Below are 26,896 nucleotides of genomic sequence, written 5' to 3' on the forward strand. Positions count from 1 at the left end.
ATTCAGTTCTTCTGTCGGCTCACCTTGAGCACGTTGGGCATCACACGGATCTTGCGCATGATGTTGGCTAGGTGGATGCGGCTCTTGGTAGTGATGAGCAGGCTGACCTGATAGACCCGGCCATCCTTCTCTTCGGTGCTGATGGCGTGAATGTTGGCGCCAGTGGCGGCAATCACGTTGGCCAGCTCGGCCAGCGCACCCTGATGATTGATGATCTCGATGCTGATGCCGGTGCGGAACTCCTGTTCCTGCTCCTTGTCCACTTCCCACTGCACGGGCAGGTACTTGTCTGGCTCCTTGCTGTAGCCCTTGATGTTGCGACAGGTTTCCTGATGGATCACCAGCCCCTTGCCTGGGCTGATGTGGGCGATGATGGCATCCCCCGGGATCGGGCGGCAGCAGTTGGCGAAGGTGACCAGCATGCCATCGGCACCCTTGATCGGCATCTTCTTGCTGCTGGACTTGGGTTGCTCTTCCGGCGGCAGTTCATCCCCCAGCATGCGGCGCGCCACCATGACGCTCATGGCGTTGCCAAGGCCCACATCGGCCAGCAGCCCCTGCAGGTTCTCGTGCTTGGTGTCGGCCAACACCTGCTTGATGCGTGGCTCGGGAATATCTTCGATATTCTTGGCGCCCAGCGCGTGGTTGAGCAGGCGACGACCCAGCACCACCGACTCTTCGGTGCGCAGGTTCTTGAGGAACTGGCGGATCTTGGAGCGTGCCTTGGTGGTCACCACGAAGTTGAGCCAGGCCGCGTTGGGGCGGGCGCCCGGTGCCGTGATGATCTCCACCGTCTGACCCGAATGCAGCGGGCTGCTGAGCGGGTAGGGGTGGCGGTCGACCCGGGAGCCGACACAGGCATGGCCGATATCGGTGTGCACCGTGTAGGCGAAGTCCACCGGCGTGGCGCCAGCGGGCAGCTCCATGATGCGCCCTTCGGGGGTAAAGACGTAGATCTCGTCGGGGAACAGGTCGGTTTTGACCCCTTCGATAAATTCAAAGGAGCTGCCGGCGCTCTGCTGCAATTCCAGCAGGCTCTGCATCCAGCGCTGGGCGCGGATCTGGGCGGTGGTGCCCGAGCTGTCGCCATCCTGCTTGTAGGCCCAGTGGGCGGCAACCCCCTTGTCGGCCATCTGATCCATGAATTCGGTGCGGATCTGCACCTCGACCGGTACCCCGTGCGGCCCCACCAGCGAGGTGTGCAGCGACTGGTAGCCGTTGGTCTTGGGGATGGCGATGTAATCCTTGAAGCGGCCGGGGCGCGGCTTGTAGAGGCTGTGCATCTGCCCCAGCACCCGGTAACAGGTATCTATGTCCTTCACCTTGACCCGAAAGGCGTAGATATCCATTACCTCATGAAATTGCAGCTCTTTTTTCTCCATCTTGTTGTAGATGGAGAAGAGGTTCTTCTCGCGACCACTGACTTGATGCTCTATGCCTGCCTCTTTCAGGCGACCGCTGATTTCGCTCTGGATGGAGTCGATGATCTCTCGGCGATTGCCACGGGCGCGGCGAACCGATTCGCGCAGCACACGGGATCGCATCGGATAGAGCGCCTCGAAACCCAGCTCTTCCAGCTCGTTCTTCATGGTGTGAATACCGAGGCGGTTAGCGATGGGGGCGAAGATTTCGAGGGTTTCCCGGGCGATGCGGCGGCGTTTGTCCGGTCGCAGGGAGCCCAGGGTACGCATATTGTGGGTGCGGTCGGCCAGCTTGATCAGAATGACCCGGATATCCTGGGTCATTGCCATCACCATCTTGCGAAAGTTCTCGGCCTGCGCCTCTTTGCGATCGCGAAATTTCAGCTTGTCGAGCTTGGAGACCCCGGCCACCAGTTCTGCAACCGCATTGCCAAACTGTTCGGCCAGATCGGCCTTGGTCACCGAGGTGTCTTCAATGACGTCGTGCAGCACGGCGGCCATCAGGGTTTCATGATCGAGGCGCATGTCACCCAGGATCCGGGCAACGGCAACAGGGTGGGTGATATAGGGTTCGCCACTGGAACGCATCTGTCCCTGGTGGGCATCGCGGGCCACCACATAGGCTTGCTTGAGCTTCTCAACCTGCTCTGGCGGCAGGTAGGAACTGGCTATTTCTTTAAGGTTTTCAAATAAATACAAGACAGTCCCCGCAGCGGTGAAACGGCAATTCGTAGAATTGAGGGTAGAGCCCTGAGTTTGCGAGGTTTTCGAGCGGTTGTAAATGGGGATGAACAGTCGGCACCCGGGCGGGTGCCAACCGGGGGAATTACTTAACCGCGGCCTTCGGCGATGGCAGCAACGGCAGCCAGCTCGGCGGCTTCCTGCTCTTGCTGCTCGTAGCGGTCCTGGGTGTCCATCACTTGATTGTTCACCAGACCCAGCTCGATCTCACGCAGGGCGATCACAGTCGGCTTGTCGTTCTCTTCGTCGACCAGGGGATCTTTGCCTTGTACCGCGATTTGACGAGCGCGGCGCGCGGCGACCAGCACCAGGTCAAAACGGTTACCTACCTGTTTTACAGCATCTTCTACAGTAACGCGTGCCATGCAGGACTCCAGTGTTTGGGCTTTCTGTATTTAGAAAAGCAGTGTTTAAAAATGACGCAAAAGTTTACTTGTTTTTGGCTTACTCTGCCAGTAGCTGTTGCAGCAAGTTTTTTTGAGCCTGTTGCTGGTGACGCATCTCCAGCCGTTGGCACTCAATAATGGACCTGAGCTGGAACAGCGCCTGCTCGAAGTCTTCATTGATAATGACATAGTCATACTCGTCGTAGTGCACCATTTCGGCAATGGCTTTCGCCATCCGGCCGGCGATCACCTCGCTGCTGTCCTGACCGCGCCCAATCAGGCGGCGTTCCAGCTCTTCGCGGCTGGGGGGCAAGATGAAAATGGATTTGGTCGGCATCTGCTCGCGGATCTGGCGGGCACCCTGCCAGTCGATATCGAGGAATACGTCGATCCCTTTGGCCAGACAGGCTTCGATGGCGGCGCGTGAGGTGCCGTAGTAGTTGCCGAATACTTCGGCCCACTCCAGAAAATCACCGCGTTCGATCAGCGCCTTGAACTCTTCCACCTGTACGAAGTGGTAGTGCACGCCGTGCTCTTCGCCAGGACGGGTGGCACGCGTGGTGTGGGACACCGACAGCTGCATCTTGCCCGCAGCGTTATGTTGGGTCAGCAAGGCATTGAGCAGACTGGATTTACCCGCGCCGCTCGGAGAAGAGATGATATAGAGAGTGCCTTGTTGCGCCATGTTATTACCTTTAATCGAAACCGTTGTTTTGGTTGTAGCAGAGGCCGCCGTCTTGTGCCCGAAAGGGAGACAGCCAAACGCAAAACGCGGAAAATTATTGAGTCAGGAGGATGTAAAGGCGGCGAATTTTACCAGAATGCGGCGAATAAAAAAACGGCCGGAATCATATTCCAGCCGATCAAAGTATTCGTAGCTTGCTGCGGGAGCGTAACCCACATCAGCCTTGATTGTGCCTTTTGGGGCGGGCTGGGGCCATCAGGTTATCCCTGCCTGATGGCTCGGAATTCCCGAGTTGCCCTGTCAGTACGGCAGCTGGCGATCGGCGCAGAGCCGATCGAAGGCGGCGATCACCTGCTCATGGGTGATCTTGGCCATGGCCTCCGGGTCCTTGAGGCGGGTGCGCCAGCTCAATTCGGCCAGCGGCTTGCCGGTCTCCTGCTCGACCAGCTCCTGATAGACGCTGACCACGTAGTCGCGGCACAGATAGGGGCCGGTGCGAGCGGGATTGTGGTGGGCATAGAGGCCGATCACCGGCGTGCCCACTATGGTGGCCATATGGGTGGGGCCGGTATCGGGGGCCAGTACCAGACTCGCCTCGCCAATCAGCGCCAGCAGTTGCTTGAGGTTGGTCTGCCCCACCAGATCGACCGGCTTGCTCTGGCTTAAGCGCCGGATCTCGGTGGCCAGATCCCGCTCCAGTTTGGCTGGCCCGCCACAGAGATAGACCTGAAAGCCCTTGCTGGTGGCGTGATCCGCCAGCGCGGCATAGCCTGCGGCAGTCCAGTTCTTGAACGCCTTGCTGGCGGCGGCGCAGATCAGCAGGGTCGGTTTGCCGCCAATCTTCTCTTTTGCCCACGCCTGATGTTCGGCGCTGATGGGCAGTTGCCAGTCCGGGGTCAGATCCTTGATGCCGAGCTCTTTGGCGAAGGCGAGGAAACCGTCCAGCACGTGGGGGGAGGCGGGGGATGGCACCTTGTGGTTGGTGAACAGCCACTGACCGTCGTTGGCCCGCGCCTTGTCGAAGCCCAGTTTGACCTTGGCCCGGATGCCGAGGGTGGCAATGCTGGCCCGCATCGCCGCCTGCAGGTGGAGCAGGGCATCGAATTTGCGTCCCTTGAGGGTCTGCCAGAGATCGCGATAGCCGCGCCACCCCTTGCTCTTGTCGAAGGGGATCACCTCGACCCCGGGCAGATCGGCGAACAGGGTTGCCTCGATTTTGCCGGTGATCCAGGTGATGCGGGTCTGTGGCCACTCCCGCTGGATGACGCGCACCAGCGCCAGTGCGTGGCAGCAATCCCCGATGGCGGAGAGCCGCAGGATGCAGATGGAGGAGGGTGGCGTTTGAAATAGCGGCATGTTGTGGCGCACGGCTGGCAAAAAGGGTGGATGGCATTATGCAAACTCCCCTCTGGATTGTAAAATTGCGCACAATCGTCAGCCGGGCTTTGCCACCCGAATAGCTGCCATGGCTGGCACATGTTGCGGGCATGCCACAGTCGCAGCCTCATCGCCCATAAACAGGGGCGATCAACGACCCACCGAGCGGGATCTCCACGATGCGAATACAGACCGAACACAACCAGATCTGCTGGTACGCCGAAGGGGCCTTTCGTGACCCCTCTCCCCAGTTATTCGATCCTGCCTGGTGGCAGAACAACCGTCAGGTGGTGGGTACGTCCATCGGGCGGGGGGTGACCTGGTTCGTCAAGGATGAGTCCCGCCATCTGGTGCTGCGCCACTACTATCGCGGCGGCATGGTGGGCAAGGTGGTGCGGGATCGCTTCTGGTTCGAAGGGGTCGAGTCGAGTCGCGCCATGGCCGAATACACCCTGCTGGCCAGGTTGTGCGAACTGGGGTTGCCGGTGCCGCGTCCGTTTGGTGCCCGCATGGTCAAGCATGGCCCCTTCTATCGCGCCGATATCCTGATCGAGCGGATTCGTGGTGCCAAGGATATGGTGGCGCTGCTCAAACAGGGGCCGGTGGCGACCGAGGTGTGGCACAAGATAGGTCAGACGGTGCGTCAGCTGCACGATGCCGGGGTCTATCACGCCGATCTCAACAGCCACAACCTGCTGCTCGATAAAGCGGACAAGGTGTGGGTGATCGACTTTGACAAGGGGGCGATCCGCTCTCCCGGTGAGTGGCAAAAGGCCAATCTGGAGCGCTTGCTCCGTTCATTCAATAAAGAGTCCCAACTGCATACCAGTTTCCACTTCGTACCGGAGAACTGGCAGACGTTGATGAACGGGTATCACACAAAAGCGAGCTGACCCTGTTGCTCGGCGCGAGAGCCAATGTTACTTATTGAGCAGGTATTCAGATCCGGTTTCGAGGCGCCCCATGGAAATGCTCAAGACACCTTTGGTCGATGTGACTGCCCGGCTTGATCCGGGTCTGCTGTCTGATGCCATGACGCTGCTGGAGGCGGGCATCTGGACCTGGTCTGCACAACAGGGGTTGCGCCGTGATCCCTCCTGCCTGCGCCTGCTGGGGTTGGGAGAGAGCTGGCCGGATGATCTCGGCTGGCTGGATCGGGTTCATCCCGACGATGTTGCCCGGCTGGAAGATGCCCTGCTCGCCTGTCAGAGCGGCCGCAGCAGCGGTCTGCGCCTCGAATACCGCATTCTGCATCATCATGGTCACTACATCCGGCTGGAAGAGCGGATGCGTCGCGATGAGCGGGGCTATCTGCTGGGGGTGGTGCGTCACCTCGATCCTGCCGTGGTGCTGGTGGAGGAGCGGCATGGCACCGATCCGCTGACCGGTCTGGAGAGCCGTGGCCGCTTCGAGCAACTGCTTGAGGAGCGGCTGGCGACCGAGAGCGGCAGCTTCAGCCTGCTGCAGTTCTCGGTTGATCACATGGCCAAAATCCAGCAACTGTTTGGCGAAGCGGCTTGCGACGCCATGCTGGCCAAGCTGGCGCGCATCGTGCGCCACGAGCTACGGCGGGAAGATCCCTTTGCCCGCTGGGATGAGGATGGTTTTATCCTGATGCTCTCCCAGACCGAGCGGATGAGCGCGCTGGAGATCGCCGAGCGGCTGCGCCTCGAGATTGCCGATGCCAGCCTGCTGTCACAGCGGCCGGTCACCGTCAGTATCGGGCTGGTGCAGAGCCAGACCGGCGAGCAGCTCGATCATCTGCTGGCCCGGCTGGCCACCTGTCACGGTCAGGCCAGACGGAAGCACAACACCGTCGTCGGCTGAGTGCGGTCAGGGCTGGCCGTGCTGGTCGCGCTGGCAGACCCAGAGCGAGGCCAGCATCAGCAGGCCGCCGATGGTCAGCCGGGTCAGGTCGGTATCCTTGCCCCAGAGCAGCAGATTGACCAGCAAGCCGGCCGGAATGAGCGCATTGTTCATGATCGCCAGCACTCCGCTACTGACCAGCGTCGCCCCCTTGTTCCACAGGAAGTAGCCGAGGCCGGAGGCTCCCACTCCCAGCCAGAGCAGAATGCCCCACTGCAACCCTGATGTCGGATATTGCGGTTTGCCCAGCAGCCACCAGGCGGGCAGGGCGATCACCAGCGCCCCCAGATAGAAACAGCCAAATACTGCTAGTTGCGGTGGTTGCTCCGCCTCCCGCGCCAGCAGTACCTTGTAGCCCACCTGACCGAGCGCGAAACAGAGGTTGGCCCCCTGCACCACCAGAAATCCCAGCACATAGCTTTCGGTCAGACCGTCGAAGCGGATAACGGCCGCCCCGAGTACCGCCAGCAGGGCGCCCCACAGATAGGTGGGCTTGAAGCGTCCCTCCAGCAGATCGTGCAGCAGGGTGACGTAGAGGGGGGTGAAGATGGTAAAGACCAGCACTTCCGGTACCGTCAGCAGCAGGAAGGAGTGGTAGTAGAAGAGATACATGATGCCGAGCTGGATGGCGCCGAGGGCCATCAGCTTGGCCACCAGATCGGGGCGCAGCCAGCGGCGGCGCAGGAAGGGGAGAAACACCAGACTGGCGAGGGCGATGCGGGTCAGCACCGAGAAGTAGGCATCCACCTGGCCAGCGAGGTAGACCCCGATCAGGCTGAAGGAGAATGACCAGAGCAGGGTGACCCCTATCAAGTAGTTCATGTGTTTGATTTATCGTCAGTTGTCAATTTTAAGGGGGCTATGATGGCCGAGATGGAAGCGGCAATCCAGCGTTTATGGGCGCGATTGCCACAGGTCGGAGCATTTAGCTTTACCGCCAGTAATGGCGAGGGGTCGGCGACCGACTGGAATGGTCGGGGCGAGGGGCGTGTGCAGGTGACCGATCATCAGGGTGGCTGGCTGTTTAGCGAGCAGGGCCGCTACACCACGCCCCATGGACGGGAACTCGCCATGCACAACCGCTTCTGGTGGCAGCGCGGTGCGCGGGGGATCCGTCTCTCCCATCTGCGTTATGAGGCGCCGGTCGAGCTGTTCGAACTGCTGCCGCAAGGGGATAGCCGCTGGCTGACCGCCGAGCCGCATCTGTGCGGGGCGGATCACTACAGCGCCGAGCTGACCGAGATCGACGGCGGTTTTTTGCTGAGCTGGCAAATCACCGGGCCGCGCAAGAACGAGCGGCTCAGCTATCGCTATCTAGTCTGACGCTGGCTTGCAGGCATAAAAAAACCGGCGCAAAGCGCCGGTAGCGGGGGACAAATCGGAGGTTTTTTTAAAAACAGTCCCAAAACAGGAGAGATAGACTCTCGTCACACATTCAGAGATGGACTTCAGGCATTCAGGGCATAGCTCAGCATGGCTTGCAGCTTGCTATCGAAGAACCAGGGCAGCAGCACCATCAGCAGGCCCATGATCCCGGCCAGTCGCTGGCGATACTGCCAGCCGGCAATCAGTACCAGACCCCCGCAGAGAGTGGTCAGGATGCCTGACATAGGGTGACCTCGCGCTGCGTGCGGCGCTGTTGCGCCCACTGGTTCATGGCGACCGAGCCGAGGATCAGGGCCAGAGCAACACCAGTGGTGGGGTGGATCTGCTCGCCGAGGAACAGGGCACCCAGCATCACACCGAACAGCGGCACCAGATAGTTGCTGAAGGAGGCGAACGTCGGGCCAGCCTTCTGGATCAGCGCCATGTAGAGGAAGTAGACCAGACCGGTACAGAGGGTACCTAGCACGGTGATCGCGCTCAGGGCCTGGCTGCTCGGCATGGTCAGGTTGCTCAGGTCAACCATGAAGGGTGCGACCAGCAGCAACTGGGTGGCCGAGGAGATCAGGATATTGCGGGCAACCACGACCGGATGGTCCTTGGCGAAGCGCTTGATCATCAGCAGGCCGATGGCGAAGCAGCTGGCACCGAACAGGATGGCAACGGCACCGAGCAGGCCGGCGTTCATGCCCTGGGAGAGCTTCGGCCAGAACAGGGTGAGTACACCGGCAAAGCCGATGATCACCGAGAGCAGACCGGTTTTGGTGATTCTTTCACCAGAAATAAACAGCGGTGCAGCCAGAATGGTTACAAACGGGATACAACCCATGACCACGGCGGCGATGGCGCTATCCACGTACTGCTGGCCCCAGGCGACCATGATGAAGGGGATGGTGGCATCCAGCAGAGCGATCAGCATATAGGTGCGCCACGGGGTGTGCTCACTCTTGAGCCGCATGAACAGGCAGAGCAGACCCAGGGTCAGGCTGCCGCACAGGGCACGACCGGCAGCCACCAGAATGGGGGGCAACTCGGCAACGGCCTGGTGCATGAAAATGAACTGGGAACCCCAGAGCAGGCCAATGGCCAGCAATAACAGATAGCTACGCATTTTAATCTCCGATGTATTAAGCCAGCGCATTCTAGGTAATCTGTTACTATGGTAAAAATGAATTGTTGGCATTTAACTATGGTTAATATCGATGGATAGCTCACTCGCCCGTCTCGACCTCAACCTGCTCGCCGTATTCGACATGCTGATGCAGGAACGCAACGTCACCCGTGCCGCTGAACGGCTGCATCTCTCCCAATCCACCGTCAGTCACGCCTTGGGGCGGCTGCGGGTGGCGCTGGATGATCCGCTGTTCGTGATGAGTCGGCGCGAGATGATGCCGACCGAGCGAGCCAAGGCGCTGGCCGGGCCGGTGCGTCAGGCGCTGGCGATGCTGGAGCAGGGATTGCGGCAGGCCAAGGGGTTTGATCCCGCTACCGCGCGGCGGATTTTCCGTATCGCCACCCCGGGCTCGGTGGAGCACGGGCTGGTGCCGGTGCTGGTGGACAGGCTCCATCGGCAGGCTCCTCACTGTCGGCTTGAGGTGTGCGAGCTGGCCGACAGCAACTACGAGCGGGAGCTGGAGAAGGGGGAGCTGGATCTGGTGATCGGTTTCGCTGGGGCCAACCACCTCTCACCCCGCTTGTGGCGGGAGGAGTGGTTCAACAACCCGCTGGTCTGCCTGTCGCCGCTCGGCAGCGAGTTGCCCGATGTACTGACGCCGGTCGAGCTGGTGAGCCGCCCCCACATCCACACCTCCAGCTGGGGTCACAGTCAGGCGATGGTGGAGCTTTGGCTGGCCCGCTTCGGGGTGGAGCGGGAGCTGGGCGTGCGGTTGCCGAGCTTTATGGCGGTGCCACCGCTGATGGCGACCGGCCGCTATCTGGTGGTGGTGCCCGAGATGATCGGACGCCACTTCTGCCGCTACTACCCGCTGCGGATGCACCAGCTCGACCCCGCCATCCCAATCGTCTACCTGATGGCAGGGCACCCGCTCACCGCCCACGACGAGGCGATCGGCTGGTTCAAGAGCCTGCTGCATCAGCTGGTGTTCGACCTCTACGGTGCCGATGCGCTCGGCACCCCGGCTCAGCGCAGTCTGGCGAAGTAATCCAGTCCCATGGCGCTTTTCACCTCGGCCAACACCTCATCGGTGATGACGCGGGCCTGCTCGGTGCCCTGATAGAGCAGCTCCAGCAGCATCTTCTTGTCGGCGATGGCCGTTGCACGGCGCTCCCGCATCGGGGCGAGCAGGGTCTGCAGACAGTCGTTCAGCACCTGTTTGCAGCGCATATCGCCCAGTCCGCCGCGCTGGTAGTGCGCCTTCATCTCGGCGACCAGCTCTTTGTCGGGGTGGAAGGCATCGAGATAGGCGAACACCGTATTCCCCTCCACCTGACCCGGATCGCTCACCTTGAGGTGGTTGGGGTCGGTATACATGGCGAACACCGCCTGTTTGACCTCTTCCGCCGACATGCCGAGCTCGATGGTGTTGCCGAGGGATTTGGACATCTTGGCCTTGCCATCGATGCCGGGCAGGCGGCCGGTGTCACTCAGGATCGGCTGACACTCGGTCAGCACCTCTTTGCCAACTAGCGTGTTGAAGCGGCGAACGATCTCGTTGGTCTGTTCCAGCATCGGCAGCTGATCTTCCCCGACCGGCACGTGGCTGGCGCGAAAGGCGGTTATATCGGCGGCCTGACTGACCGGATAGACCAGAAAGCCGGCCGGCAGCGTGCGTTCGAACCCTTTCTGCTGGATCTCCGCCTTGACGGTGGGGTTGCGCTCCAGTCGGGCGACGCTGACCAGATTGAGGTAGTAGCAGGTGAGTTCGGCGAGGGCGGGCAGGGCGCTCTGCAGGCAGAAGGTGGTTTTGGCCGGGTCGAGGCCGACCGCCAGATAGTCGGCCATCACCTCCAGCACGTTGTCGGTCACCTTGGCCGGATTGTGGCCGTTGTCGGTCAGCGCCTGCAGGTCGGCGATCATCACGAATTGACGGTAGTGGTGCTGGGCGTCGACGCGCTGGCGCAGGGAACCGACATAGTGGCCGATGTGCAGTTTGCCGGTGGGACGATCGCCAGTCAGGATAACGGGGTTGTGCATGTCACTCTCTCCAGTTGGGTGAGCCGGGAGGCGACAAGGGATAAAAACAGTTGACCGCCTCTCGGCGGTCACGGTGTTTTCTTTGGGAAAATCTCGAATAGAAACGCGGTGCCGCCTGTTTAGGAGCAGCACCACCAGTAGTTGTGATTGAATGCGGTCATGTTCATAGCAAATCAAACTACGCCGGTTTCATTACTTCTGCAAGGGGACGACCAGCAGATCGCAGGGCACCGTATTCATCAGCTGACGGGCGCTGGAGGTGAGCAGGCTCCAGAAGCTCTGGCGATGGCCGCACACCAGCAGATCGATCTGGTACTCCTTGACCGCCTGATTGACTCGCTCGCTCAGATCGCCGCAGATCACCAGCTTCTTCTCGATGGGATAGTCCACCGAGGCAAGGAAGGCCTCCAGCTTCTCTTTCGCTTCGGCGATCACCTGATCCTGCACGTTGTCGATGTCGATATCGATCATCTCGGTGTAGAGATCCTTGAGGTCCACATCGACATGGATAACCGACAGCTTGGCGCCGTTGGAGCGGGCTCTGTCCACCGCCTTGTCGATCACCTTGCGGTTGTCTTCAGAGAGGTCGATCGCGGCCAGAATATGCTTGTAATAGGTTGTTCCACTCATGGGATATCTCCTTACCAATCCTTCACTCCACTATACCCATCTCTGCTGAAACTAAAATGGTGTCGTAGGCACAGTTTCGGGATTTAAATGAGTTTAATTTTTAACGTCGCAGGGTTGGCCACTCAGTTACTGACCATTATTTGCCTATAAATTAAACAGGAGTTTGAAGCCGGTCACACCCTTTGGCTTGCCCATGACAGGGGAGAGGCATAGGATGGGCCCGTGCTTCGCAATGAACACAAAACAACAAAAAGCATCTGAATACCGCTTTGGGGAGCCTCGCGCTCCCTTTTGTTTTTCTGCCTCATTCCCCGCTGCTTTTCTGACTGATAGCGATCCGGCATCAAGTTAATCTCCCGCGAGTTGGTTATGCTGTAGCCAGTTTCTTTGGAGGCCTTCCCATGATCATTCATCCCCAGATTCAAGGTTGCGTTGCCCGCAACTGCCATCCCATCGGCTGTCGCGCCGCCGTGCAGCAGCAGATCGAACGGATCAAGGCCGCTGGCCCGTTCAACGGGCCCAAGCGGGTGCTGGTGCTGGGAGCCTCCTCCGGTTTCGGGCTGGCGTCGCGCATTGCGCTCGCCTTTGGGGCTAGTGCCGACACCATCGGCATCTCGTTCGAGCGCGGCCCCTCCGACAAGGGGCTCGGCAGCGCCGGTTGGTACAACAACATCTGGTTTCGCAAGGAGGCGGAGCAGGAGGGGCGTATCGCCATCAACCTGATTGGTGATGCCTTCTCCGATGGGATGCGCCAGCAGGCCATCGACACCATCCGCCAGCAGTTGGGGCAGGTGGATCTGGTGATCTACTCGCTGGCGAGCGGCATTCGGGTGCTGCCCGACGGCACGCAAGTGCGTTCTGTGCTCAAGACCACCGGCCAGCCGTTCAGCGGTTGGGGGCTGGATCTGGAGCGCGATACTCTGGTGCAGCAGTCGCTGGCACCCGCCACGCCGGAGGAGATCCGCGACACCGTCACCGTGATGGGCGGCGAGGATTGGCAGCTCTGGATGCAGGCGTTGCAGCAGGCGGATTGTCTCGCGCCCGGCGCGCAGACTGTGGCCTACTCCTATATCGGTCCCGAATCCACCTATCCCCTCTATCGGGATGGCACCATCGGTTATGCCAAGGAGCATCTGCACGCCACCGCCGAGACCATCAACCTGCAGCTGGCCGAGATCGGTGGCCACGCCTGGGTGTCGGTCTGCAAGGCGCTGGTGACCAAGGCGAGCGCCTATATTCCGGTGCTGCCGGTCTATCTGGGCCTGCTGATGGGGGTGATGAAGGAGCGCGGCGTGCACGAAGGCTGCATCGAGCAGATGCAGCGGTTGTTTGCCGCCAAGATGTACGGGGCCAATGGGGTGGTGGCCGATGGCAACCGGCTGATCCGGATGGATGACCACGAGCTCGACCCAGCCATTCAGGCTGCCGTCTCGGCCCTCTGGCCCAAGGTGACGCCGGACAACTTCCACGCGCTGGGGGATTTTGTCGGGCTGCGGCAGGATTTCATGCAGCTCAACGGCTTCGAGCTGCCGGGTGTCGATTACGCGGCGCCGGTGGATGTCGCCTCCCTTGGCGAGCTGACCCCCTGAGCTGAAAGAAACGGGATCTCCCTCTCGTTGGCGGGTTGATTCGCGGCGGGAGTGTGGCGACAATCGATACCAAATCACTGAGGAGAAACAAGATGCTGGCCCAAGCCATGATCGAGAAGTTGAACGAGCAGATTAACCTGGAGTTCTACTCCTCCAATCTCTATCTGCAGATGAGTGCCTGGTGTGAAGACAAGGGCTTCGAGGGAGCGGCGACCTTCCTGCGCCAACACGCGGTCGAGGAGCGCCAGCACATGGAGCGCCTGTTTACCTATGTGAGCGAGACCGGCGCCATGCCGCGTCTGGGTGCCATCGATGCCCCTCCCCACGAGTTCAAGTCGCTGGGCGACGTATTCCGCGCCACGCTGGAGCACGAGTACCACATCACCAAGTGCATCAATGGCTTGGCCCACGTGGCCTTCACCACCCAGGACTACTCCACCTTCAACTTCCTGCAGTGGTATGTGGCCGAGCAGCATGAAGAGGAGAAGCTGTTCAAGAGCATCGTCGACCGTCTGGGTCTGGTGGGTGAAGATGGCAAAGGCCTCTACTTCATCGACAAGGAGCTGGCCGAACTGGCCAAGGGTGCCCCTGCCAGCATCATGGACAGCAACGCCTGATAGTCGTGGACACTTAGTGTTCAGCCAGTACAATAACGGCCCTTTTAAGGGCCGTTGTTTATTCTGGTGTGCAGTCACCGTTGTTATGTCAGCCAGAGGCAATCACGGTTCAGGCCTGGTGCCTTTTCTATTTTGATAAGTGAGTGATGATGAAGCAGGTCGATGTGGTGGTGATTGGGGCCGGTGCGGCCGGATTGATGTGTGCGGCGCAGGCGGGCTATCGGGGCCGCTCCGTGCTGGTGCTAGACAACGCCAAGAAGCCGGGCCGCAAGATCCTCATCAGTGGCGGTGGTCGCTGCAACTTCACCAACCACCAGGCTGGCGCCCACGCCTACCTTTGCGCCAACCCTCACTTCAGCAAGTCGGCGCTGGCTCGCTACACCCAGCAGGATTTCATCGATCTGGTGGATCGCCACGGGGTCAACTATCACGAGCGTACTCTGGGGCAGCTGTTCTGCCTCGAGAGCGCCAAGGAGATCGTCGATGTGCTGCTCACCGAGTGCGACTGGGCCGGGGTAACCCTGCAGTTCCAGACCGAGATCCTCACCGTCAGCAAACAGGACGAGGGTTTCGTGCTGACTACCAGCAAGGGTGAAATCGGCTGTCACTCGCTGGTCATCGCCACCGGTGGCCTCTCCATGCCCAAGCTGGGGGCTACCCCTTACGGCTTCAAGCTGGCGGAGCAGTTCGGCCTCAACGTGCTGCCGACCCGCGCCGGACTGGTGCCCTTTACCCTCCATCAGGCGGAGAAAGAGGCGTTCGCCGATCTGGCGGGCATCAGCCTGCCGGTAGCGGTGACCGCCGAGGATGGCACCCGCTTCAAGGAGGCGATGCTGTTCACCCATCGCGGCCTCTCCGGCCCCGTCATCCTGCAGATCTCCTCCTACTGGCACGCCGGTGAGAAGATCCACATCAACCTGCTGCCGGAGCTGGATATTCCGGCCGCCCTGCGCGAATGGGCGCAGGCGCACCCGGCGCAGGAGCTGAAAACCGTGCTGGGGCGCGAGCTGCCCAAGCGCTTCGTCGACAAGCTGGTGGAGCTGGGCCAGCTGGTCAGCAAGCCGATGCGCCAGTACAACGAGCGTGAGCTGGAAGCGGTGGCCAACCTGCTGGGGGATTGGCAGATCCTGCCCAACGGCACCGAGGGCTATCGCACCGCCGAAGTGACCCTCGGAGGCGTCGATACCAACGAGCTCTCCTCCAAGACCATGGAGGCGCGCAAGGTGCCGGGCCTCTACTTCATCGGCGAAGTGGTGGATGTGACCGGCTGGCTCGGTGGTTACAACTTCCAGTGGGCCTGGTCCTCCGGCTGGGTGGCCGGTCAGTACTGTTGATGTCACAGGGGCTGGTTTATCCGGCCCCGATTTATTGGTCAGGGTTATGGTGATCGGTCGGGTCGCCGCAAGGGGGCGCAGATGCTTGAGAATCAGATGATGTTGTTGGCGGTGTTTGAACGGGCGGCGCTGATGCTGATGACCCTCTTCTTCCTGACCCGCACCCGGCCGTTTCAGCGGCTGTTCCAGAAGCGGGATCACACCCCGGCCGAGTTGGTGCTGGTGGCCTCCATCTTCTGTCTGTTTGCGGTGTTCAGCACCTACACCGGCATTCCGGTGGAGGGGGCGCTGATCAACGTGCGGATCATCGCCATCATCTCCGGCGGCATCCTGTTCGGCCCCTGGGTCGGCATTCCGGCCGGGGTCATCTCCGGTTTGCACCGCTATCTCATCGACATGGATGGCCACACCTCCATCCCGTGCCTTATCGCCAGCATCATCGCCGGTCTACTCGCCACCTGGTTGCACCTGCGCTGCCGCAAGTCGCGGCTCTGGCTCTACGGCATTCTGGCGGGGATGCTGTGCGAAGGGCTGACCATGCTGCTGATCTGGCTGCTGACCGAACCCCATGAGGTGGGCGTCGAGATCGTCAGCCACATTGCCTATCCGATGATCGCCGGGGCGCTCTGCATCGGCCTCATCATCAAGCTGGTGCAGGATCTGGATGACGAGAAGGAGCTGATTGCCGCCAAGCAAGCCAAGCTGGCGCTCGATATCGCCAACAAGACGCTGCCCTTCTTCCAGAACATCGATCGCCACTCCCTCAGTCAGGTGTGCGATGTGATCCGGCGCGATATCAGCGCCGATGCGGTGGCCATCACAGATACCCACGACGTGCTGGCCTATGTCGGGGTGGGCAAGGATTATTACGAGCTGGACGAGCACCACGCCATCAGCGGCATGACCCAGCAGGCGGTGCTGCTCGACCAGATCATCATCAACAACGATCTGCGCCAGTATCACCTCTCCGATTTTCACTCGGTCATCATTATTCCGCTGCGGGAAAACGGCGCGGTGAGCGGCACCCTCAAGATCTACTACCGCCGCACTCACAGCATCACCAGCTCGCTGCGGGAGATGGCGGTGGGCCTCTCCCAGCTCATCTCCACCCAGATGGAGGTGTCGCGCATCGAGCAGCTCAAGGAGATGACCCGCAAGGCGGAGTTCACCGCGTTGCAGAGCAAGATCAACCCGCACTTCCTGTTCAATGCCCTCAATGCCATCTCGTCACTGATCCGCATCCGTCCCCAGCAGGCGCGCCAGCTCATCGCCAATCTGGCGGATTACCTGCGCTACAACCTCAACAAGGGGGATGAGTTAATCGACATTCAGGAGGAGCTGCAGCAGGTGCGCGACTACGTGGCCATCGAGCAGGCCCGCTTCGGCGACAAGCTGGAGGTGGTGTTCGAGGTGGACGACGTGCACATTCAGGTGCCGAGCCTGCTGTTGCAGCCGCTGGTGGAAAACGCCATCCTGCACGGCATCCAGCCTCGCAGTGCGCCGGGTCGGGTCACCATCGAGGTGAAGCAATTGGCAGGTGGCATCCGGGTATCGGTACGGGATACCGGTTACGGCATCAGTCAGGCGGTGATCGATGGGGTCGCTGCCGGTCGGGTGGAGAGCCGCAGCATCGGCCTGATGAACGTGCATCAGCGGGTCAAGCTGCTCTATGGCGACGGCCTGCACCTCAAGCGGCTGGAGCCGGGTACCGAAGTGAGTTTCTATCTGCCGGATCAGGAGGCAATGCCATGCTGAAAGCCATCATAGTGGAAGATGAATATCTGGCCCGCGAGGAGCTGATCTATCTGGTGAACCAGCATAGCACCATCGAGATAGTGGCGAGTTTCGAGGATGGGCTGGAGGCGTTCAAATACCTGCAGGATCACGAGGTGGATGTGGTGTTCCTCGATATCCAGATCCCCTCCATCGATGGCCTGCTGCTGGCCAAGAACCTGCACAAGTCGAGCCATCCGCCCCACATCGTTTTCGTTACCGCCTACAAGGAGTTTGCGGTGGAGGCGTTCGAGCTGGAGGCGTTCGACTACATCCTCAAGCCTTACAACGAGCCGCGCATCATCAATCTGCTGCAAAAGCTCGAGCATGCGGGCAAGTCGCAGCCTGCCACCACGGGGGAGGCGAACGGCGAGGGGAGCAGCCCGCACAATCGCACCGTCAATCTGGTGAAGGGGGAGCGCATCATCGTCACCCCCTGCGAGCAGATCTACTACGCGGAAGCCGACGAGAAGCTCACCTATGTCTATACCCGCGATGACCGCTACGTGATGACCATGACCATCAGCGAGTTTGTCAGCCGCTTGCCTGCCGAGGGGTTCTTTCGCTGCCACCGCTCCTACTGCGTCAACATCAACAAGATCCGCGAAATAGTGCCCTGGTTTAACAGCACCTATCTCATCCGGCTCCATGATCTGCCGTTCGAGGTGCCGGTCAGTCGCAGCAACATCAAGGCGTTCCGTCAGCTGATGCGGCTCTGATTGTCATTCATTCCCGCCGATCTGCATTTCATGCCTTAATCGATCGGCGCGAACAGCGTCTTGTCTATAGTGGCCCCAGTTTCCTTAAGGCCATCGACCGAGACGCATCATGACCAAAGAGATGAATCGCACCCGGTACCTGACACTGATCGGTACCATCATCACCCAGTTCGCACTGGGTTCTGTCTACACCTGGAGCCTGTTCAACGCCCAGCTCTCCGACAAGCTGGACGAGCCGGTGAGTCAGGTCGCCTTTGCCTTTGGTCTGCTCAGCCTCTCACTGGCGGTGGCCTCCTCCATGGCGGGCAAGCTGCAGGAGCGGTTCGGGGTGCGCAACGTAACCCTGGGGGCCGGCGTGCTGCTTGGCATCGGCTTCTTCCTCACCGCCCACGCCAGCAACCTGGCCATGCTCTACCTCTGCGCCGGCATACTGGTGGGCTTCGCCGATGGTACCGGCTACCTGATGACCCTCTCCAACTGCGTGAAGTGGTTCCCGGAGCGCAAGGGGCTGATCTCCGCCTGCTCCATCGGTGCCTATGGCCTCGGCAGCCTCGGTTTCAAATACATCAACCTGCTGCTGCTCTCCAGCTCCGGCCTTGAGACCACCTTCCAGCTGTGGGGGCTGATCGCCATGTCCATGGTGCTGGTGGGCGGCATGCTGATGAAGGATGCGCCCAAGCAGGCCGCCTCTTTGCAACAGAGCGAGAGCCGTGACTTCACCCTGGCCGAGGCGATGCGCAAGCCGCAGTACTGGATGTTGGCGCTGATGTTCCTCACCGCCTGCATGAGCGGCCTCTACGTTATCGGCGTGGCCAAGGATATCGGCGAAAACATGGTGGGTCTGCCTGCCGTGGTGGCCGCCAACGCCGTAGCCATCATCGCCATGGCTAACCTGGGTGGTCGTCTGGTGCTGGGTATCCTCTCCGACAAGATGTCCCGCATCCGGGTCATCACCATCGCCCAGCTGATTACCCTGGCGGGTATGGTTCTGCTGCTGTTTGTGCCGCTCAACGCCAACCTGTTCTTCGTGGCGGTGGCCTGTGTGGCGTTCAGCTTCGGCGGCACCATCACCGTCTACCCCTCGCTGGTGAGCGACTTCTTCGGTCTCAACAACCTGACCAAGAACTACGGCGTCATCTATCTGGGCTTTGGTCTGGGCAGCATCATCGGCTCCATCGTGGCCTCCCTGTTTGGCGGTTTTATGGCGACCTTCAACCTGATCCTGGTGTTGTTGGTGGTGGCGCTGGTGCTCTCCCTCACCATCCGCCTGCCGGCACCGGTAGCGGTGGAGCGGGCCTGATAAGCCTCCCTGCCACAGCAAGCAACAACAGAGACCCGGGCCATGCCCGGGTCTCTGTATTTCGGATGGTCGATCAGTGTGGCGCTAGCCCCAGCAGCTGGCAGGCCTTGCAGCAGGTTTCCGCCACCGTTGGCCAGTTGTTACCCGTGATGGTGATGTGGCCCATCTTGCGGCCGGGGCGGGGTTCGCCCTTGCCATAGAGGTGCAGATGCAGGCCGGGCAGCGCCAGCAGGGCGGCCCAGTCCGGCGTGCCGTCTTGCCAGAGATCCCCCAGCAGGTTGATTAACAGGGCGGGGCGCACGGCGATCTGCTCTGGCAGCGGCAGATCGCAGAGGGCGCGCACCTGCAGCTCGAACTGGCTGCATGCAGCGTTGTCGAGGCTGGGGTGACCCGAGTTGTGGGGGCGGGGCGCCAGCTCGTTGACCAGCAAGCGGCCTTCCACCAGAAAGAACTCCACCGTCAGCACGCCGACGTAATCGAGGGCGGCGATCAGCCGTTCGGCGATCCCTTTGGCTTCGCTCTCCAGCGCCGGCACATTGGCCGGGGAACGGGTCTGATCGAGAATGCCGCCGCTGTGCCAGTTCTGCACCAGGGGCAGGGCGCTGATGGCGCCACTCGGGCTGCGGGCCAGGGTCAGGGCAAACTCCCCCTCCAGCGCCAGCCGTTGCTCCAGTACGCAGGGCACGCTACTGGCTGCCAGTGCCGTCGCCAGCTCATCCAGATCGCTCACTTGCCACTGCCCCTTGCCGTCGTACCCCTCGCGTGCCGTCTTGAGAATAGCGGGGAAAATTTCGCTGGCCTGTGCAGGGATGGGCTCTTCTGGCAATAGCGCCAGATAGGGGGCGATCGGGATGTTGGCCCCGCGCAGAAAGGTTTTCTCCTCGCGGCGGTCCTGACAGATGCGCACCGCACTGGTGGCTGGCCGCACCGGTTTTTGTTTTTCCAGCAGGGCCAGGGTGGCGGCGGGCACATTTTCGAACTCGCAGCTGACGGCGGCGCAACGGCTGGCCAGCTCGTGCAGGGCGGCGGTGTCGTCATAGGGGGCGACAATATGGTGATCGGCGGCGGCACCGGCGATGCTGGCGGGGTCGGGATCCAGCACCACCACCTTGTAGCCGAGGCGGTGGGCGGCCATCACGAAGTAGCGGCCGAGCTGGCCGCCTCCCAGCATGCCGAGGGTGGCGGGAGGCAGGATCATGTCGGCTCCTCCAGTTGCAGCGCCAGCACCCGGTCGCGCTCGTAGGTGCGGAAAGCGTCGAGTTGCTGCCGGTAGCGGGGGGCATCGCCGTCTTGTGCGACGGAGAGCAGAGAGACCGCAAACAGGGCGGCGTTGGCGGCCCCCGCCTCGCCGATGGCGAAGGTGGCGACCGGCACCCCCTTGGGCATCTGCACGATGGAGAGCAGGGAGTCCATCCCCTTGAGATGGCGGGAGGGGATGGGCACCCCCAGCACCGGCAATGTGGTCTTGGCGGCGACCATACCCGGCAGATGGGCGGCGCCACCGGCTCCGGCGATGATGGCGCGCAGGCCGCGCTCGCGGGCAGTGGCGGCATACTCGAACAGCAGATCCGGGGTGCGATGAGCCGAGACCACGCGCGCCTCGTAGGGAACGCCATGCTCCTTGAGGATGCGGGCGGCGGCCTGCAGCACGGGCCAGTCGGAGTCGGAGCCCATTACCAGGCCGATCAGGGGAGGGGTGTTCATCTTTTCTGGTTCCTTGCTGTTAAACGTTTGCTTTTGGTAAACAAAAAGAGCCGGCAAGCCGGCTCAGAATTTCTCGGGTCGCACGATTTCGACCGGTTGCATAAAGGCGATCATGGCGTAATCGGGGTAGTAGCGACTCTGCAGGTGGGCCAGCAACCGCTCCGCCTGCTCCCGGCTGCAGATCGCCTCCAGCCGGATGTTGCCGCTCTCGCTCCAACTGGCGTTGCGCTCGCCGTGATCCCCGCGGCCGCGGGCATCTGTGATGGTGTAGCCGCGCAGCCCCTCGCGGGTGAGGGTGCGCAGCAGGGTAGGCTCCAGATTTGCCTCCGTGATGACGGTCAGCAGGGTGCGGCTCTCGGTCTGCATGTGGCTACTCCGTGAAGTGGCGGGCCCAGCTGTGGTAGAGCGGGATCCCCAGCATGATGTTGAACGGGAAGGTGACCCCCAGCACGGCGCTGAGGGACAGCCCCGGGTTGGCCTGAGGCACGGCGATACGCATGGTGGCCGGCACGGCAATATAGGAGGCGCTGGCCGCCAGGGTGGCCAGCAGGGTCAGGCCGCCGAGGGAGAGCCCCATCAGCTGGCCAGCTGCCAATCCCAGTCCCGCTGAGGCGAGCGGCATCAACAGCGCGAAGCCGAGGAGGAACAGGCCGTGACGGCGCAGATCCTGACACTGGCGGGCGACGATGAGGCCCATCTCCAGCAGGAACAGCGCCAGCGCTCCCTTGAACAGGTCGACAAACAGCGGTTTGAGCGGGACAATTCCGTCGGGCCCGGCCAGATAGCCGATGGCCATGCCGCCGAGCAGCAGGGTGACCCCTTTGCCGAGGAAGGTCTCGTGGGCCAGCATGCGCCAGCGGGTCTCACGACTGATGCCGCGGGCCAGCACTATGCCCACCAGAATGGCCGGGATCTCCATCACCGCGAGGAAGATTGAGAGCTGGGATTCAAAGCTGATGCCCCGTTCGGTGAGCCAGTTCACCCCGACCGCGAAGGTGGCAACGCTGACCGATCCGTAGTGGGCGGCAGTGGCGGCGGCATCGACCCGGTTCATCTTGAGGCGCAGCACGGTAAAGCCGAGCAGGGTCTGCACCACGCCGAGCAGGATCACTAGCGCCAGTTGCGGCAGCAGAGGTTGCAGGGATTGCTGGGCCAGACCAACGCCGCCCTTGAGGCCAATGGCCAGCAGCAGAAAGAGGGAGAGGGTGTCGTAGAGCGCGGGCGGCAGCTTGAGCTCGGAGCGCACCAGACCGGCCAGCAGGCCAAACAGAAAGAAGAGAACAACGACGTCCAGCATGATGGTTCGCAGGGCAGTTCAGATAATGGTTGCATGCTAGAGCCCGCAATGTTTCGATAAAATCAGATTCTCGCTGATGGTTGTTCGGTAAAAACTGATAGGGAACGGCATGCTCAACTACAAACAGCTCTACTACTTCTGGCATGTGGCGCGCAGCGGCAGCGTGACGCAGGCCGCCGAACAGCTGCACCTCACGCCGCAGACCATCAGTGGTCAGGTCGCCGAGCTGGAGCAGTCCCTCGGGGTGGCACTGTTCAACCGGGTGGGGCGGCGTCTGGTACTGACCGCCGCTGGACGGCAGGCGCAGGAGCAGGCAGGGGCGATTTTCTCGCTCGGCGCCGAACTGGAGCATACCTTGCGCCACGCCAGTCAGGAGCTGACCATGCAGGTGGGGATCGCCGATTCGGTACCCCGTACTCTGGCGTTCGAGCTGCTGGCTCCCGCCATGGCGTTGGCGACCCCGTTGCGGCTGGTGTGTCACGAGGAGCGGGCCGAGCAGCTGTTCAGCGAGCTGGCCCGCCACAAGCTCGACATGGTGCTGATCGATCGCCCGCTTCCTCCCGACAGCGGCGTGCGTGGCTATAACCACGAGCTGGGGCGCAGCCCGCTGGCGCTGTTTGCCAGCCCGGAGCTGGCGGCACGGGCGCGGGATGGCTTTCCCGCCTCGCTGGAGGGGTTGCCGCTGCTGATCCCCGGAGAGAAATCGGCCACCCATGATCGGCTGCTGGCGTGGTATCGCCAGCAGAGCATTCATCCCCATCTGGTGGGGCAGTTTGATGACTCCACCCTGATGAAGTCGTTCGGCAAGGCGGGGATGGGGATCTTCCCGGCACCGCTGGCGATGGCCGACGAGATTGGCCGTCTCTACGGGGTAGAGCGGATTGCGACCCTCACCGACGTTACCCTCTCTTATTATCTGGTCTCGGCAGGGCGCCATCTCTCTCATCCCGGGGTACAGGCGGTGATGGAGGGGGCTCAACAGCGGCTGGCGGCGCTGGCTGGCAATAAATAGAAATCTGGATGGCTATACATCCAGCATGGCTCTGCCTATAATCCTCCCGCTTTGGCGCATCATGCTTAATAGGGAATCCGGTGAGAATCCGGAGCTGGCGCGCAGCGGTAAGGGGGAACGAAGCGACATCAGGGCACTGCCGTCAGGCGGGAAGCCGTCGCCGTAGGCCATCAGCCCCCGAGCCCGAAGACCTGCCAGAGTTCGTATTTCGGGCCGAGAGAAACCGGCCACGAAGTAGATACTTACGCGAACTTAAGGATCTCTCATGTCGAAGAAATTTCTGGCGGCTGCCCTGTTGCCGACGGCGGCGTTTGCCCAGCAGCTGACCATTCCCGTCAACCCCACCATGGTGGTGACCGCCACCCGCGTCGCTCAACCTGCCTCCAGCGTGCTTGCCCCGGTCAATGTCGTGACCCGGGACGAGATCGATCGTCTGCAAGCCCAGACTGTAACCGATGTGGTCAAGACCCTGCCCGGTGTGGAAGTGGTCAGCAATGGCGGCCGTGGCCAGCTCAGCTCGCTGCGAGTGCGTGGCGGCAGCTCTTCCCAGACGCTGGTGCTGGTGGATGGGGTGCGCAGTGCCTCCCTGACCGCCGGGATGACCGAACTGAATAACCTGCCGCTCAATCAGGTAGAGCGGATCGAGTATATCCGCGGCCCGCGCGCCACCATCTACGGTTCGGACGCCATCGGCGGGGTGATCAACATCATTACCCGCCCCGACAAGGGGACCAATCAGCACAAGTTCAATATTGGTGCCGGTTCCCATCAACAGCGCCAGGCCGCTTTCAGTAGCGCCAGCCAGGTGGGTGAGGCGGGTCAACTCAAGGTTGCCGGTGGCTTCGATGATGAATCGGGTTACAACGTGCATCCTCTGCCCGGCATCAACGATGGCGACCGTCATGGGCATCAGGGCTACAATGCCATGCTGGACTACCAGCAGGCGCTCGACAGCAACTGGGATCTGTTCGGTACGACCCGCTGGTTCCGCAATGTCGCCCAGTACGACAGCTCTTCCACCGCTTCCGCTTGGGGGCCTGCCACCCATCAGCGCAACGAGACCTGGACTGAAAACCAGAGCTATCAGTTGGGATCGCGCTATCACGATGATCGCTATCTGAGCGAGTTGCGTGGTGCCTTCTCCAAACAGGATGCTTACGACTATCAGGACAACAGTGGCCGCGATCAGGCCAATAACCGGACCTACACCCGCCAGTACAGCCTGAACTGGGTCAACAGCTTGAAATTGAACGAGAGCTGGACGCTGGGAGGCGGGGCCGATTGGCAGAGTGATCGACTGGATGATCGCTCCCGCTCCTCCGGCTCCACGTATCCGGCCGATGCCAAAGAGCGCGACAACACCGGCCTCTATGCCCTTGCCCAGTTCGACAACCAGACCTGGCAAGCCGAGCTGAGCGGCCGCAGCGATGACAACGAGCAGTTTGGCCGCCACAACACCTGGCAGACCGGCGCAGGCTGGCGCTTTGTCGAGGATTACCGCCTGAGTGCCCGCTACGGCACCGGTTTCCGCGCCCCCTCCTTTAACGACCTCTACTATCCGGGGTCAGGTAATCCCACCCTGAAGCCGGAAGAGTCGAAGAGCAGCGAGCTGATGCTGGATGGTCAAACCGCTGGCGTGGAGTGGCGAGCCACCGGTTATCGCAACGACTTCGAACAGATGATCCAGTGGGCGCCCAACAGTCAGGGTATGTGGACACCACAGAACGTTGGCAAGGCGCGCATTGAAGGGATCGAGCTGGAAGGGGAGTTTGATACCGGCTGGTTGAGTCATAGAGTCTCTGCCGAATACAAGGATCCCAAAGACAAGGTAACCGACAAGCAGTTGCAGCTGATCTCCCGCAAAGGGGCCAAGTGGGTGACTCAGGCGCAGTGGCAGCAGTTTGATGGTTCATTGAGCTGGATCTATCAGGGTGAGCGCTATGGCGATGCGGCCAACACCACAACACTTGGTGGCTACAGCGTGTGGAATCTGGTGGTCGGCTACAAGGTCACCCCGGCGCTCAAGGTATCTGGCAAGATCAACAACTTGCTGGATAAGGAGTATCAGACTGCGGTGGGTTATCCGGCCGATGAGCGCGCTTACTACGTGACGATGGATTACTCCCTGTAAATAGTCTCCTCTTGATGGGAAAAACCCGGGCCCTGCCATTGGCAGGGCCTTTTCTATTGGCGGCAGGCGGGAGTATGATCGCCGCCTTGCACCAAAGGGGAGCTCAAGTGGCCAATATTCTCGTGTTTGATTCCGGTATGGGTGGCCTGACCATCTACCGCGAGATCCGCCGCGTTCTGCCGGCACACAACTATTTCTACTGCTTCGACAATGCCAACTTCCCCTATGGTGAATTGAGCGAGCCCGCCCTGATTGCTGCCTGCACCCGTTTGGTTACCACCATGGTGGCCCGTCATCATATCGATCTGGTGGTGATCGCCTGCAACACGGCCAGCACCATAGCGCTGCCGGCCCTGCGTGAGGCTCTGGATATTCCTGTTGTGGGGGTGGTGCCTGCCATCAAGCCCGCCGCCGCACAGACTCGCAACGGTTGCATCGGTCTGCTGGCTACGCCGGGTACGGTGAGTCGCGACTATACCCATGAACTGATCGCCCAGTTTGCTCCCGGCAAACGGGTGCTGCTCAAGGGCACCACCGAGCTGGTCATAGAAGCCGAACACAAGCTGGCGGGTTTACCGGTCAATATGGCGTTGCTGCGTGAAGTGCTGGCCGACTGGTTGGAGGGGGAAGAGAAGCCGGATACGCTGGTGCTCGGTTGCACCCACTTCCCGCTACTCAATGAAGAGATTGGGCAACTGATGCCGCAATGCCAGCTGATTGACTCGGGCAGTGCCGTTGCCAAACGGGTGGCCTGGTTGCTGAGCAATGGCGGGCATGGCGCCGTGCAGCCTGTATATATAGAAGAGGTGATTGCCAGGGCTTACTGTACCCGACTGGATTGGGAGGCCCAAAAACTGACAGCCCCCTTGCAAGCATGGGGGCTGTCATCACTGGAAGAGGTAAGGTACTGACGAGCGGTTAGGCGTCAGCTTCGCTACCTTCCCTCTCCTCTTTATCACGTTTGTCATTCGCTTCACGCACCTTGAGGGTGCGCTGCTGATACTCTTTATCATTCAACGCGGCAATCGCCTTGGCGGCATCGGCGGCGGGCATCTCCACGAAACCGAAACCTCTGCGCTTGCCGGTAGACTTGTCCTTCATCAACCGCACGGAAATGACCTGGCCCTGTTCGGCAAACAATTCGCGCACTGCAATCTCGTTGGCGCGATAGGGCAGGTTGCCTACATATAAGGTGCAAGTCTCCTGATTGGCGATCGACTCGGCGACATTAGCCGGGGTTCGCTTCAGGAACAGCGGTACCACGAAACCGCCGATGGCCAGACCTGCTGCAAAAATCACTTCCGCTTTCAAAGAGAACTGCAGGGCCTGGGCAACCAGGTAGCCAACCACTGCCAATACCAGAGCAAGGATTGCGGCCTGCATATATACGGGAAACTTGGATAAATTCATCTTAAAAGACCTTTTGTAAATGAAAGCAAAAAAGGTGCAACACTATATTCACCTCCATGGTAACCAGCTTTCCTGATTGGCGCTACCATGGACTACTCGGGAGAGGTTATCGGCTCCAGTATGGCATTCCCAAGGTCACTGAAGGCGACATAAATGACGCTAAAATGGGAGTGAAATAACCGGATTGTGGATAACACTGTATATATACACTGAATAAGCTGTTTCTAATTGAATAATTTGAAATTTTCGTGATTTTCTTCAAAAAAAGCCTTGTCATCGCGGCCTCGCTCCCTATAATGCGCCCCTACCAGCACGGCGGAACACGCCGGACTGATGAGCCAGCTTCCTAGCGAAGTGGGCGCCGAAA

General features: G+C 60.9%; 27 protein-coding genes and 1 riboswitch. Of the genes, 13 read left to right on the plus strand and 14 right to left on the minus strand.

Translation table 11 applies throughout. From position 1 onward, the window contains the following. Window positions 1-2: 2 nt before the first annotated feature. The 4 genes from spoT to BSP75_RS04260 all read right to left on the minus strand — a co-directional run bounded on the left by spoT (window position 3) and on the right by BSP75_RS04260 (window position 4,589). Window positions 3-2,120 (minus strand): bifunctional GTP diphosphokinase/guanosine-3',5'-bis pyrophosphate 3'-pyrophosphohydrolase, encoded by a 2,118-nt coding sequence (gene spoT, locus BSP75_RS04240; protein ID WP_042063569.1) that lies wholly within the window; start codon window positions 2,118-2,120, stop codon window positions 3-5. A 131-nt stretch (window positions 2,121-2,251) separates the two neighbouring features. Beyond that, a complete protein-coding gene (gene rpoZ / locus BSP75_RS04245; protein ID WP_005307060.1) occupies window positions 2,252-2,527 on the minus strand; it encodes a DNA-directed RNA polymerase subunit omega in 276 nt (91 codons plus the stop codon). Between the two features lie 79 nt (window positions 2,528-2,606). Beyond that, on the minus strand, window positions 2,607-3,233 hold the full coding sequence (gmk, locus tag BSP75_RS04250) for a guanylate kinase (RefSeq protein WP_042063568.1): 627 nt from the start codon (window positions 3,231-3,233) through the stop codon (window positions 2,607-2,609). A 300-nt stretch (window positions 3,234-3,533) separates the two neighbouring features. Beyond that, the gene (locus tag BSP75_RS04260; RefSeq protein ID WP_075112349.1) at window positions 3,534-4,589 is read right to left on the minus strand and encodes a glycosyltransferase family 9 protein; all 1,056 of its coding nucleotides are present in this window, start codon (window positions 4,587-4,589) and stop codon (window positions 3,534-3,536) included. A gap of 200 nt (window positions 4,590-4,789) precedes the next feature. On the opposite strand from BSP75_RS04260, the gene BSP75_RS04265 reads away from it, so the two are divergent. Further along, entirely contained in the window at window positions 4,790-5,503 is a 714-nt protein-coding gene (locus tag BSP75_RS04265; protein ID WP_042656849.1) for a 3-deoxy-D-manno-octulosonic acid kinase, read from the plus strand. Between the two features lie 70 nt (window positions 5,504-5,573). After that, window positions 5,574-6,437, plus strand: coding sequence for a sensor domain-containing diguanylate cyclase (locus BSP75_RS04270; RefSeq protein ID WP_075112330.1), 864 nt, complete (start codon window positions 5,574-5,576; stop codon window positions 6,435-6,437). Window positions 6,438-6,443: 6 nt separating this feature from the next. Here BSP75_RS04270 and BSP75_RS04275 read toward each other — a convergent pair whose 3' ends face one another. Then, entirely contained in the window at window positions 6,444-7,298 is an 855-nt protein-coding gene (locus BSP75_RS04275) for a carboxylate/amino acid/amine transporter (RefSeq protein WP_075112331.1), read from the minus strand. A 39-nt stretch (window positions 7,299-7,337) separates the two neighbouring features. On the opposite strand from BSP75_RS04275, the gene BSP75_RS04280 reads away from it, so the two are divergent. Further along, entirely contained in the window at window positions 7,338-7,799 is a 462-nt protein-coding gene (locus BSP75_RS04280; protein WP_082628360.1) for a DUF6314 family protein, read from the plus strand. Window positions 7,800-7,924: 125 nt separating this feature from the next. Here BSP75_RS04280 and BSP75_RS21450 read toward each other — a convergent pair whose 3' ends face one another. Further along, window positions 7,925-8,086, minus strand: coding sequence for a hypothetical protein (locus BSP75_RS21450; RefSeq protein ID WP_111808873.1), 162 nt, complete (start codon window positions 8,084-8,086; stop codon window positions 7,925-7,927). Then, on the minus strand, window positions 8,071-8,970 hold the full coding sequence (locus BSP75_RS04285; protein WP_042063560.1) for an EamA family transporter: 900 nt from the start codon (window positions 8,968-8,970) through the stop codon (window positions 8,071-8,073). The genes BSP75_RS21450 and BSP75_RS04285 overlap by 16 nt, the downstream gene beginning before the upstream one ends. A gap of 91 nt (window positions 8,971-9,061) precedes the next feature. Here BSP75_RS04285 and BSP75_RS04290 point away from each other — a divergent pair, with 91 nt between their 5' ends. Further along, on the plus strand, window positions 9,062-10,021 hold the full coding sequence (locus BSP75_RS04290) for a LysR family transcriptional regulator (protein WP_042063558.1): 960 nt from the start codon (window positions 9,062-9,064) through the stop codon (window positions 10,019-10,021). Here the strand turns inward: BSP75_RS04290 and trpS are convergent. Both trpS and BSP75_RS04300 read right to left on the minus strand, forming a co-directional pair. Then, entirely contained in the window at window positions 10,000-11,013 is a 1,014-nt protein-coding gene (gene trpS / locus BSP75_RS04295; protein WP_075112332.1) for a tryptophan--tRNA ligase, read from the minus strand. The two genes, BSP75_RS04290 and trpS, sit on opposite strands and share 22 nt — an antisense overlap. A gap of 192 nt (window positions 11,014-11,205) precedes the next feature. Further along, window positions 11,206-11,643 carry a universal stress protein gene (locus BSP75_RS04300; protein ID WP_040098275.1) on the minus strand — a complete coding sequence of 146 codons (438 nt, stop codon included), beginning with the start codon at window positions 11,641-11,643 and terminating at the stop codon, window positions 11,206-11,208. A gap of 401 nt (window positions 11,644-12,044) precedes the next feature. On the opposite strand from BSP75_RS04300, the gene fabV reads away from it, so the two are divergent. From fabV to BSP75_RS04330, 6 genes are all read left to right on the plus strand, one after another. Continuing rightward, entirely contained in the window at window positions 12,045-13,232 is a 1,188-nt protein-coding gene (gene fabV, locus BSP75_RS04305) for an enoyl-ACP reductase FabV (RefSeq protein WP_075112333.1), read from the plus strand. A 92-nt stretch (window positions 13,233-13,324) separates the two neighbouring features. Continuing rightward, window positions 13,325-13,849 (plus strand): non-heme ferritin, encoded by a 525-nt coding sequence (gene ftnA, locus BSP75_RS04310; RefSeq protein WP_042063553.1) that lies wholly within the window; start codon window positions 13,325-13,327, stop codon window positions 13,847-13,849. A 149-nt stretch (window positions 13,850-13,998) separates the two neighbouring features. Next, entirely contained in the window at window positions 13,999-15,183 is a 1,185-nt protein-coding gene (locus BSP75_RS04315; RefSeq protein ID WP_083617046.1) for an NAD(P)/FAD-dependent oxidoreductase, read from the plus strand. Between the two features lie 81 nt (window positions 15,184-15,264). After that, a complete protein-coding gene (locus BSP75_RS04320) occupies window positions 15,265-16,938 on the plus strand; it encodes a sensor histidine kinase (protein WP_075112335.1) in 1,674 nt (557 codons plus the stop codon). After that, the gene (locus tag BSP75_RS04325) at window positions 16,932-17,675 is read left to right on the plus strand and encodes a LytTR family DNA-binding domain-containing protein (RefSeq protein WP_075112336.1); all 744 of its coding nucleotides are present in this window, start codon (window positions 16,932-16,934) and stop codon (window positions 17,673-17,675) included. Before BSP75_RS04320 ends, BSP75_RS04325 begins: the two co-directional genes overlap by 7 nt. Window positions 17,676-17,784: 109 nt before the next feature. After that, window positions 17,785-18,975, plus strand: coding sequence for an MFS transporter (locus BSP75_RS04330; protein ID WP_042063549.1), 1,191 nt, complete (start codon window positions 17,785-17,787; stop codon window positions 18,973-18,975). Window positions 18,976-19,048: 73 nt separating this feature from the next. Here the strand turns inward: BSP75_RS04330 and BSP75_RS04335 are convergent, their stop codons facing one another. The 4 genes from BSP75_RS04335 to BSP75_RS04350 all read right to left on the minus strand — a co-directional run bounded on the left by BSP75_RS04335 (window position 19,049) and on the right by BSP75_RS04350 (window position 21,976). Beyond that, complete coding sequence (locus BSP75_RS04335; protein WP_075112337.1) at window positions 19,049-20,173, minus strand: 5-(carboxyamino)imidazole ribonucleotide synthase; 1,125 nt, start codon at window positions 20,171-20,173, stop codon at window positions 19,049-19,051. Then, complete coding sequence (purE, locus tag BSP75_RS04340) at window positions 20,170-20,679, minus strand: 5-(carboxyamino)imidazole ribonucleotide mutase (protein WP_075112338.1); 510 nt, start codon at window positions 20,677-20,679, stop codon at window positions 20,170-20,172. Before purE ends, BSP75_RS04335 begins: the two co-directional genes overlap by 4 nt. A gap of 63 nt (window positions 20,680-20,742) precedes the next feature. Continuing rightward, a complete protein-coding gene (locus BSP75_RS04345) occupies window positions 20,743-21,045 on the minus strand; it encodes a transcriptional regulator (RefSeq protein WP_075112339.1) in 303 nt (100 codons plus the stop codon). Between the two features lie 4 nt (window positions 21,046-21,049). Further along, complete coding sequence (locus BSP75_RS04350; RefSeq protein ID WP_075112340.1) at window positions 21,050-21,976, minus strand: sodium-dependent bicarbonate transport family permease; 927 nt, start codon at window positions 21,974-21,976, stop codon at window positions 21,050-21,052. A gap of 109 nt (window positions 21,977-22,085) precedes the next feature. On the opposite strand from BSP75_RS04350, the gene BSP75_RS04355 reads away from it, so the two are divergent. The 3 genes from BSP75_RS04355 to murI all read left to right on the plus strand — a co-directional run bounded on the left by BSP75_RS04355 (window position 22,086) and on the right by murI (window position 26,030). Next, complete coding sequence (locus BSP75_RS04355; protein ID WP_075112341.1) at window positions 22,086-22,988, plus strand: LysR family transcriptional regulator; 903 nt, start codon at window positions 22,086-22,088, stop codon at window positions 22,986-22,988. Between the two features lie 35 nt (window positions 22,989-23,023). Beyond that, window positions 23,024-23,202, plus strand: a riboswitch (cobalamin riboswitch). A gap of 51 nt (window positions 23,203-23,253) precedes the next feature. After that, window positions 23,254-25,119 (plus strand): TonB-dependent receptor, encoded by a 1,866-nt coding sequence (locus BSP75_RS04360; protein ID WP_075112342.1) that lies wholly within the window; start codon window positions 23,254-23,256, stop codon window positions 25,117-25,119. Window positions 25,120-25,226: 107 nt separating this feature from the next. Beyond that, on the plus strand, window positions 25,227-26,030 hold the full coding sequence (murI, locus tag BSP75_RS04365; protein WP_075112343.1) for a glutamate racemase: 804 nt from the start codon (window positions 25,227-25,229) through the stop codon (window positions 26,028-26,030). Window positions 26,031-26,037: 7 nt separating this feature from the next. Here the strand turns inward: murI and BSP75_RS04370 are convergent, their stop codons facing one another. Next, window positions 26,038-26,529: an RNA-binding protein gene (locus BSP75_RS04370; RefSeq protein WP_042657372.1), complete on the minus strand. Its 492-nt coding sequence runs from the start codon at window positions 26,527-26,529 to the stop codon at window positions 26,038-26,040. Window positions 26,530-26,896: the final 367 nt, after the last annotated feature.

It is taken from the genome of Aeromonas sp. YN13HZO-058 (assembly GCF_001921245.1).
In the GTDB taxonomy this organism is placed as follows: Bacteria; Pseudomonadota; Gammaproteobacteria; order Enterobacterales; family Aeromonadaceae; genus Aeromonas; species Aeromonas allosaccharophila.

Excerpts from the sequence above, each read along its gene's own strand:
- rpoZ (WP_005307060.1), bottom strand. The coding sequence starts at position 2,527 with ATGGCACGCGTTACTGTAGAAGATGCTGTAAAACAGGTAGGTAACCGT.
- gmk (WP_042063568.1), bottom strand. The coding sequence starts at position 3,233 with ATGGCGCAACAAGGCACTCTCTATATCATCTCTTCTCCGAGCGGCGCG.
- BSP75_RS04260 (WP_075112349.1), bottom strand. The coding sequence starts at position 4,589 with ATGCCGCTATTTCAAACGCCACCCTCCTCCATCTGCATCCTGCGGCTC.
- BSP75_RS04265 (WP_042656849.1), top strand. The coding sequence starts at position 4,790 with ATGCGAATACAGACCGAACACAACCAGATCTGCTGGTACGCCGAAGGG.
- BSP75_RS04270 (WP_075112330.1), top strand. The coding sequence starts at position 5,574 with ATGGAAATGCTCAAGACACCTTTGGTCGATGTGACTGCCCGGCTTGAT.
- BSP75_RS04275 (WP_075112331.1), bottom strand. The coding sequence starts at position 7,298 with ATGAACTACTTGATAGGGGTCACCCTGCTCTGGTCATTCTCCTTCAGC.
- BSP75_RS04280 (WP_082628360.1), top strand. The coding sequence starts at position 7,338 with ATGATGGCCGAGATGGAAGCGGCAATCCAGCGTTTATGGGCGCGATTG.
- BSP75_RS21450 (WP_111808873.1), bottom strand. The coding sequence starts at position 8,086 with ATGTCAGGCATCCTGACCACTCTCTGCGGGGGTCTGGTACTGATTGCC.
- BSP75_RS04285 (WP_042063560.1), bottom strand. The coding sequence starts at position 8,970 with ATGCGTAGCTATCTGTTATTGCTGGCCATTGGCCTGCTCTGGGGTTCC.
- BSP75_RS04290 (WP_042063558.1), top strand. The coding sequence starts at position 9,062 with ATGGATAGCTCACTCGCCCGTCTCGACCTCAACCTGCTCGCCGTATTC.
- trpS (WP_075112332.1), bottom strand. The coding sequence starts at position 11,013 with ATGCACAACCCCGTTATCCTGACTGGCGATCGTCCCACCGGCAAACTG.
- BSP75_RS04300 (WP_040098275.1), bottom strand. The coding sequence starts at position 11,643 with ATGAGTGGAACAACCTATTACAAGCATATTCTGGCCGCGATCGACCTC.
- fabV (WP_075112333.1), top strand. The coding sequence starts at position 12,045 with ATGATCATTCATCCCCAGATTCAAGGTTGCGTTGCCCGCAACTGCCAT.
- ftnA (WP_042063553.1), top strand. The coding sequence starts at position 13,325 with ATGCTGGCCCAAGCCATGATCGAGAAGTTGAACGAGCAGATTAACCTG.
- BSP75_RS04315 (WP_083617046.1), top strand. The coding sequence starts at position 13,999 with ATGAAGCAGGTCGATGTGGTGGTGATTGGGGCCGGTGCGGCCGGATTG.
- BSP75_RS04320 (WP_075112335.1), top strand. The coding sequence starts at position 15,265 with ATGCTTGAGAATCAGATGATGTTGTTGGCGGTGTTTGAACGGGCGGCG.
- BSP75_RS04325 (WP_075112336.1), top strand. The coding sequence starts at position 16,932 with ATGCTGAAAGCCATCATAGTGGAAGATGAATATCTGGCCCGCGAGGAG.
- BSP75_RS04330 (WP_042063549.1), top strand. The coding sequence starts at position 17,785 with ATGACCAAAGAGATGAATCGCACCCGGTACCTGACACTGATCGGTACC.
- BSP75_RS04335 (WP_075112337.1), bottom strand. The coding sequence starts at position 20,173 with ATGATCCTGCCTCCCGCCACCCTCGGCATGCTGGGAGGCGGCCAGCTC.
- purE (WP_075112338.1), bottom strand. The coding sequence starts at position 20,679 with ATGAACACCCCTCCCCTGATCGGCCTGGTAATGGGCTCCGACTCCGAC.
- BSP75_RS04345 (WP_075112339.1), bottom strand. The coding sequence starts at position 21,045 with ATGCAGACCGAGAGCCGCACCCTGCTGACCGTCATCACGGAGGCAAAT.
- BSP75_RS04350 (WP_075112340.1), bottom strand. The coding sequence starts at position 21,976 with ATGCTGGACGTCGTTGTTCTCTTCTTTCTGTTTGGCCTGCTGGCCGGT.
- BSP75_RS04355 (WP_075112341.1), top strand. The coding sequence starts at position 22,086 with ATGCTCAACTACAAACAGCTCTACTACTTCTGGCATGTGGCGCGCAGC.
- BSP75_RS04360 (WP_075112342.1), top strand. The coding sequence starts at position 23,254 with ATGTCGAAGAAATTTCTGGCGGCTGCCCTGTTGCCGACGGCGGCGTTT.
- BSP75_RS04370 (WP_042657372.1), bottom strand. The coding sequence starts at position 26,529 with ATGAATTTATCCAAGTTTCCCGTATATATGCAGGCCGCAATCCTTGCT.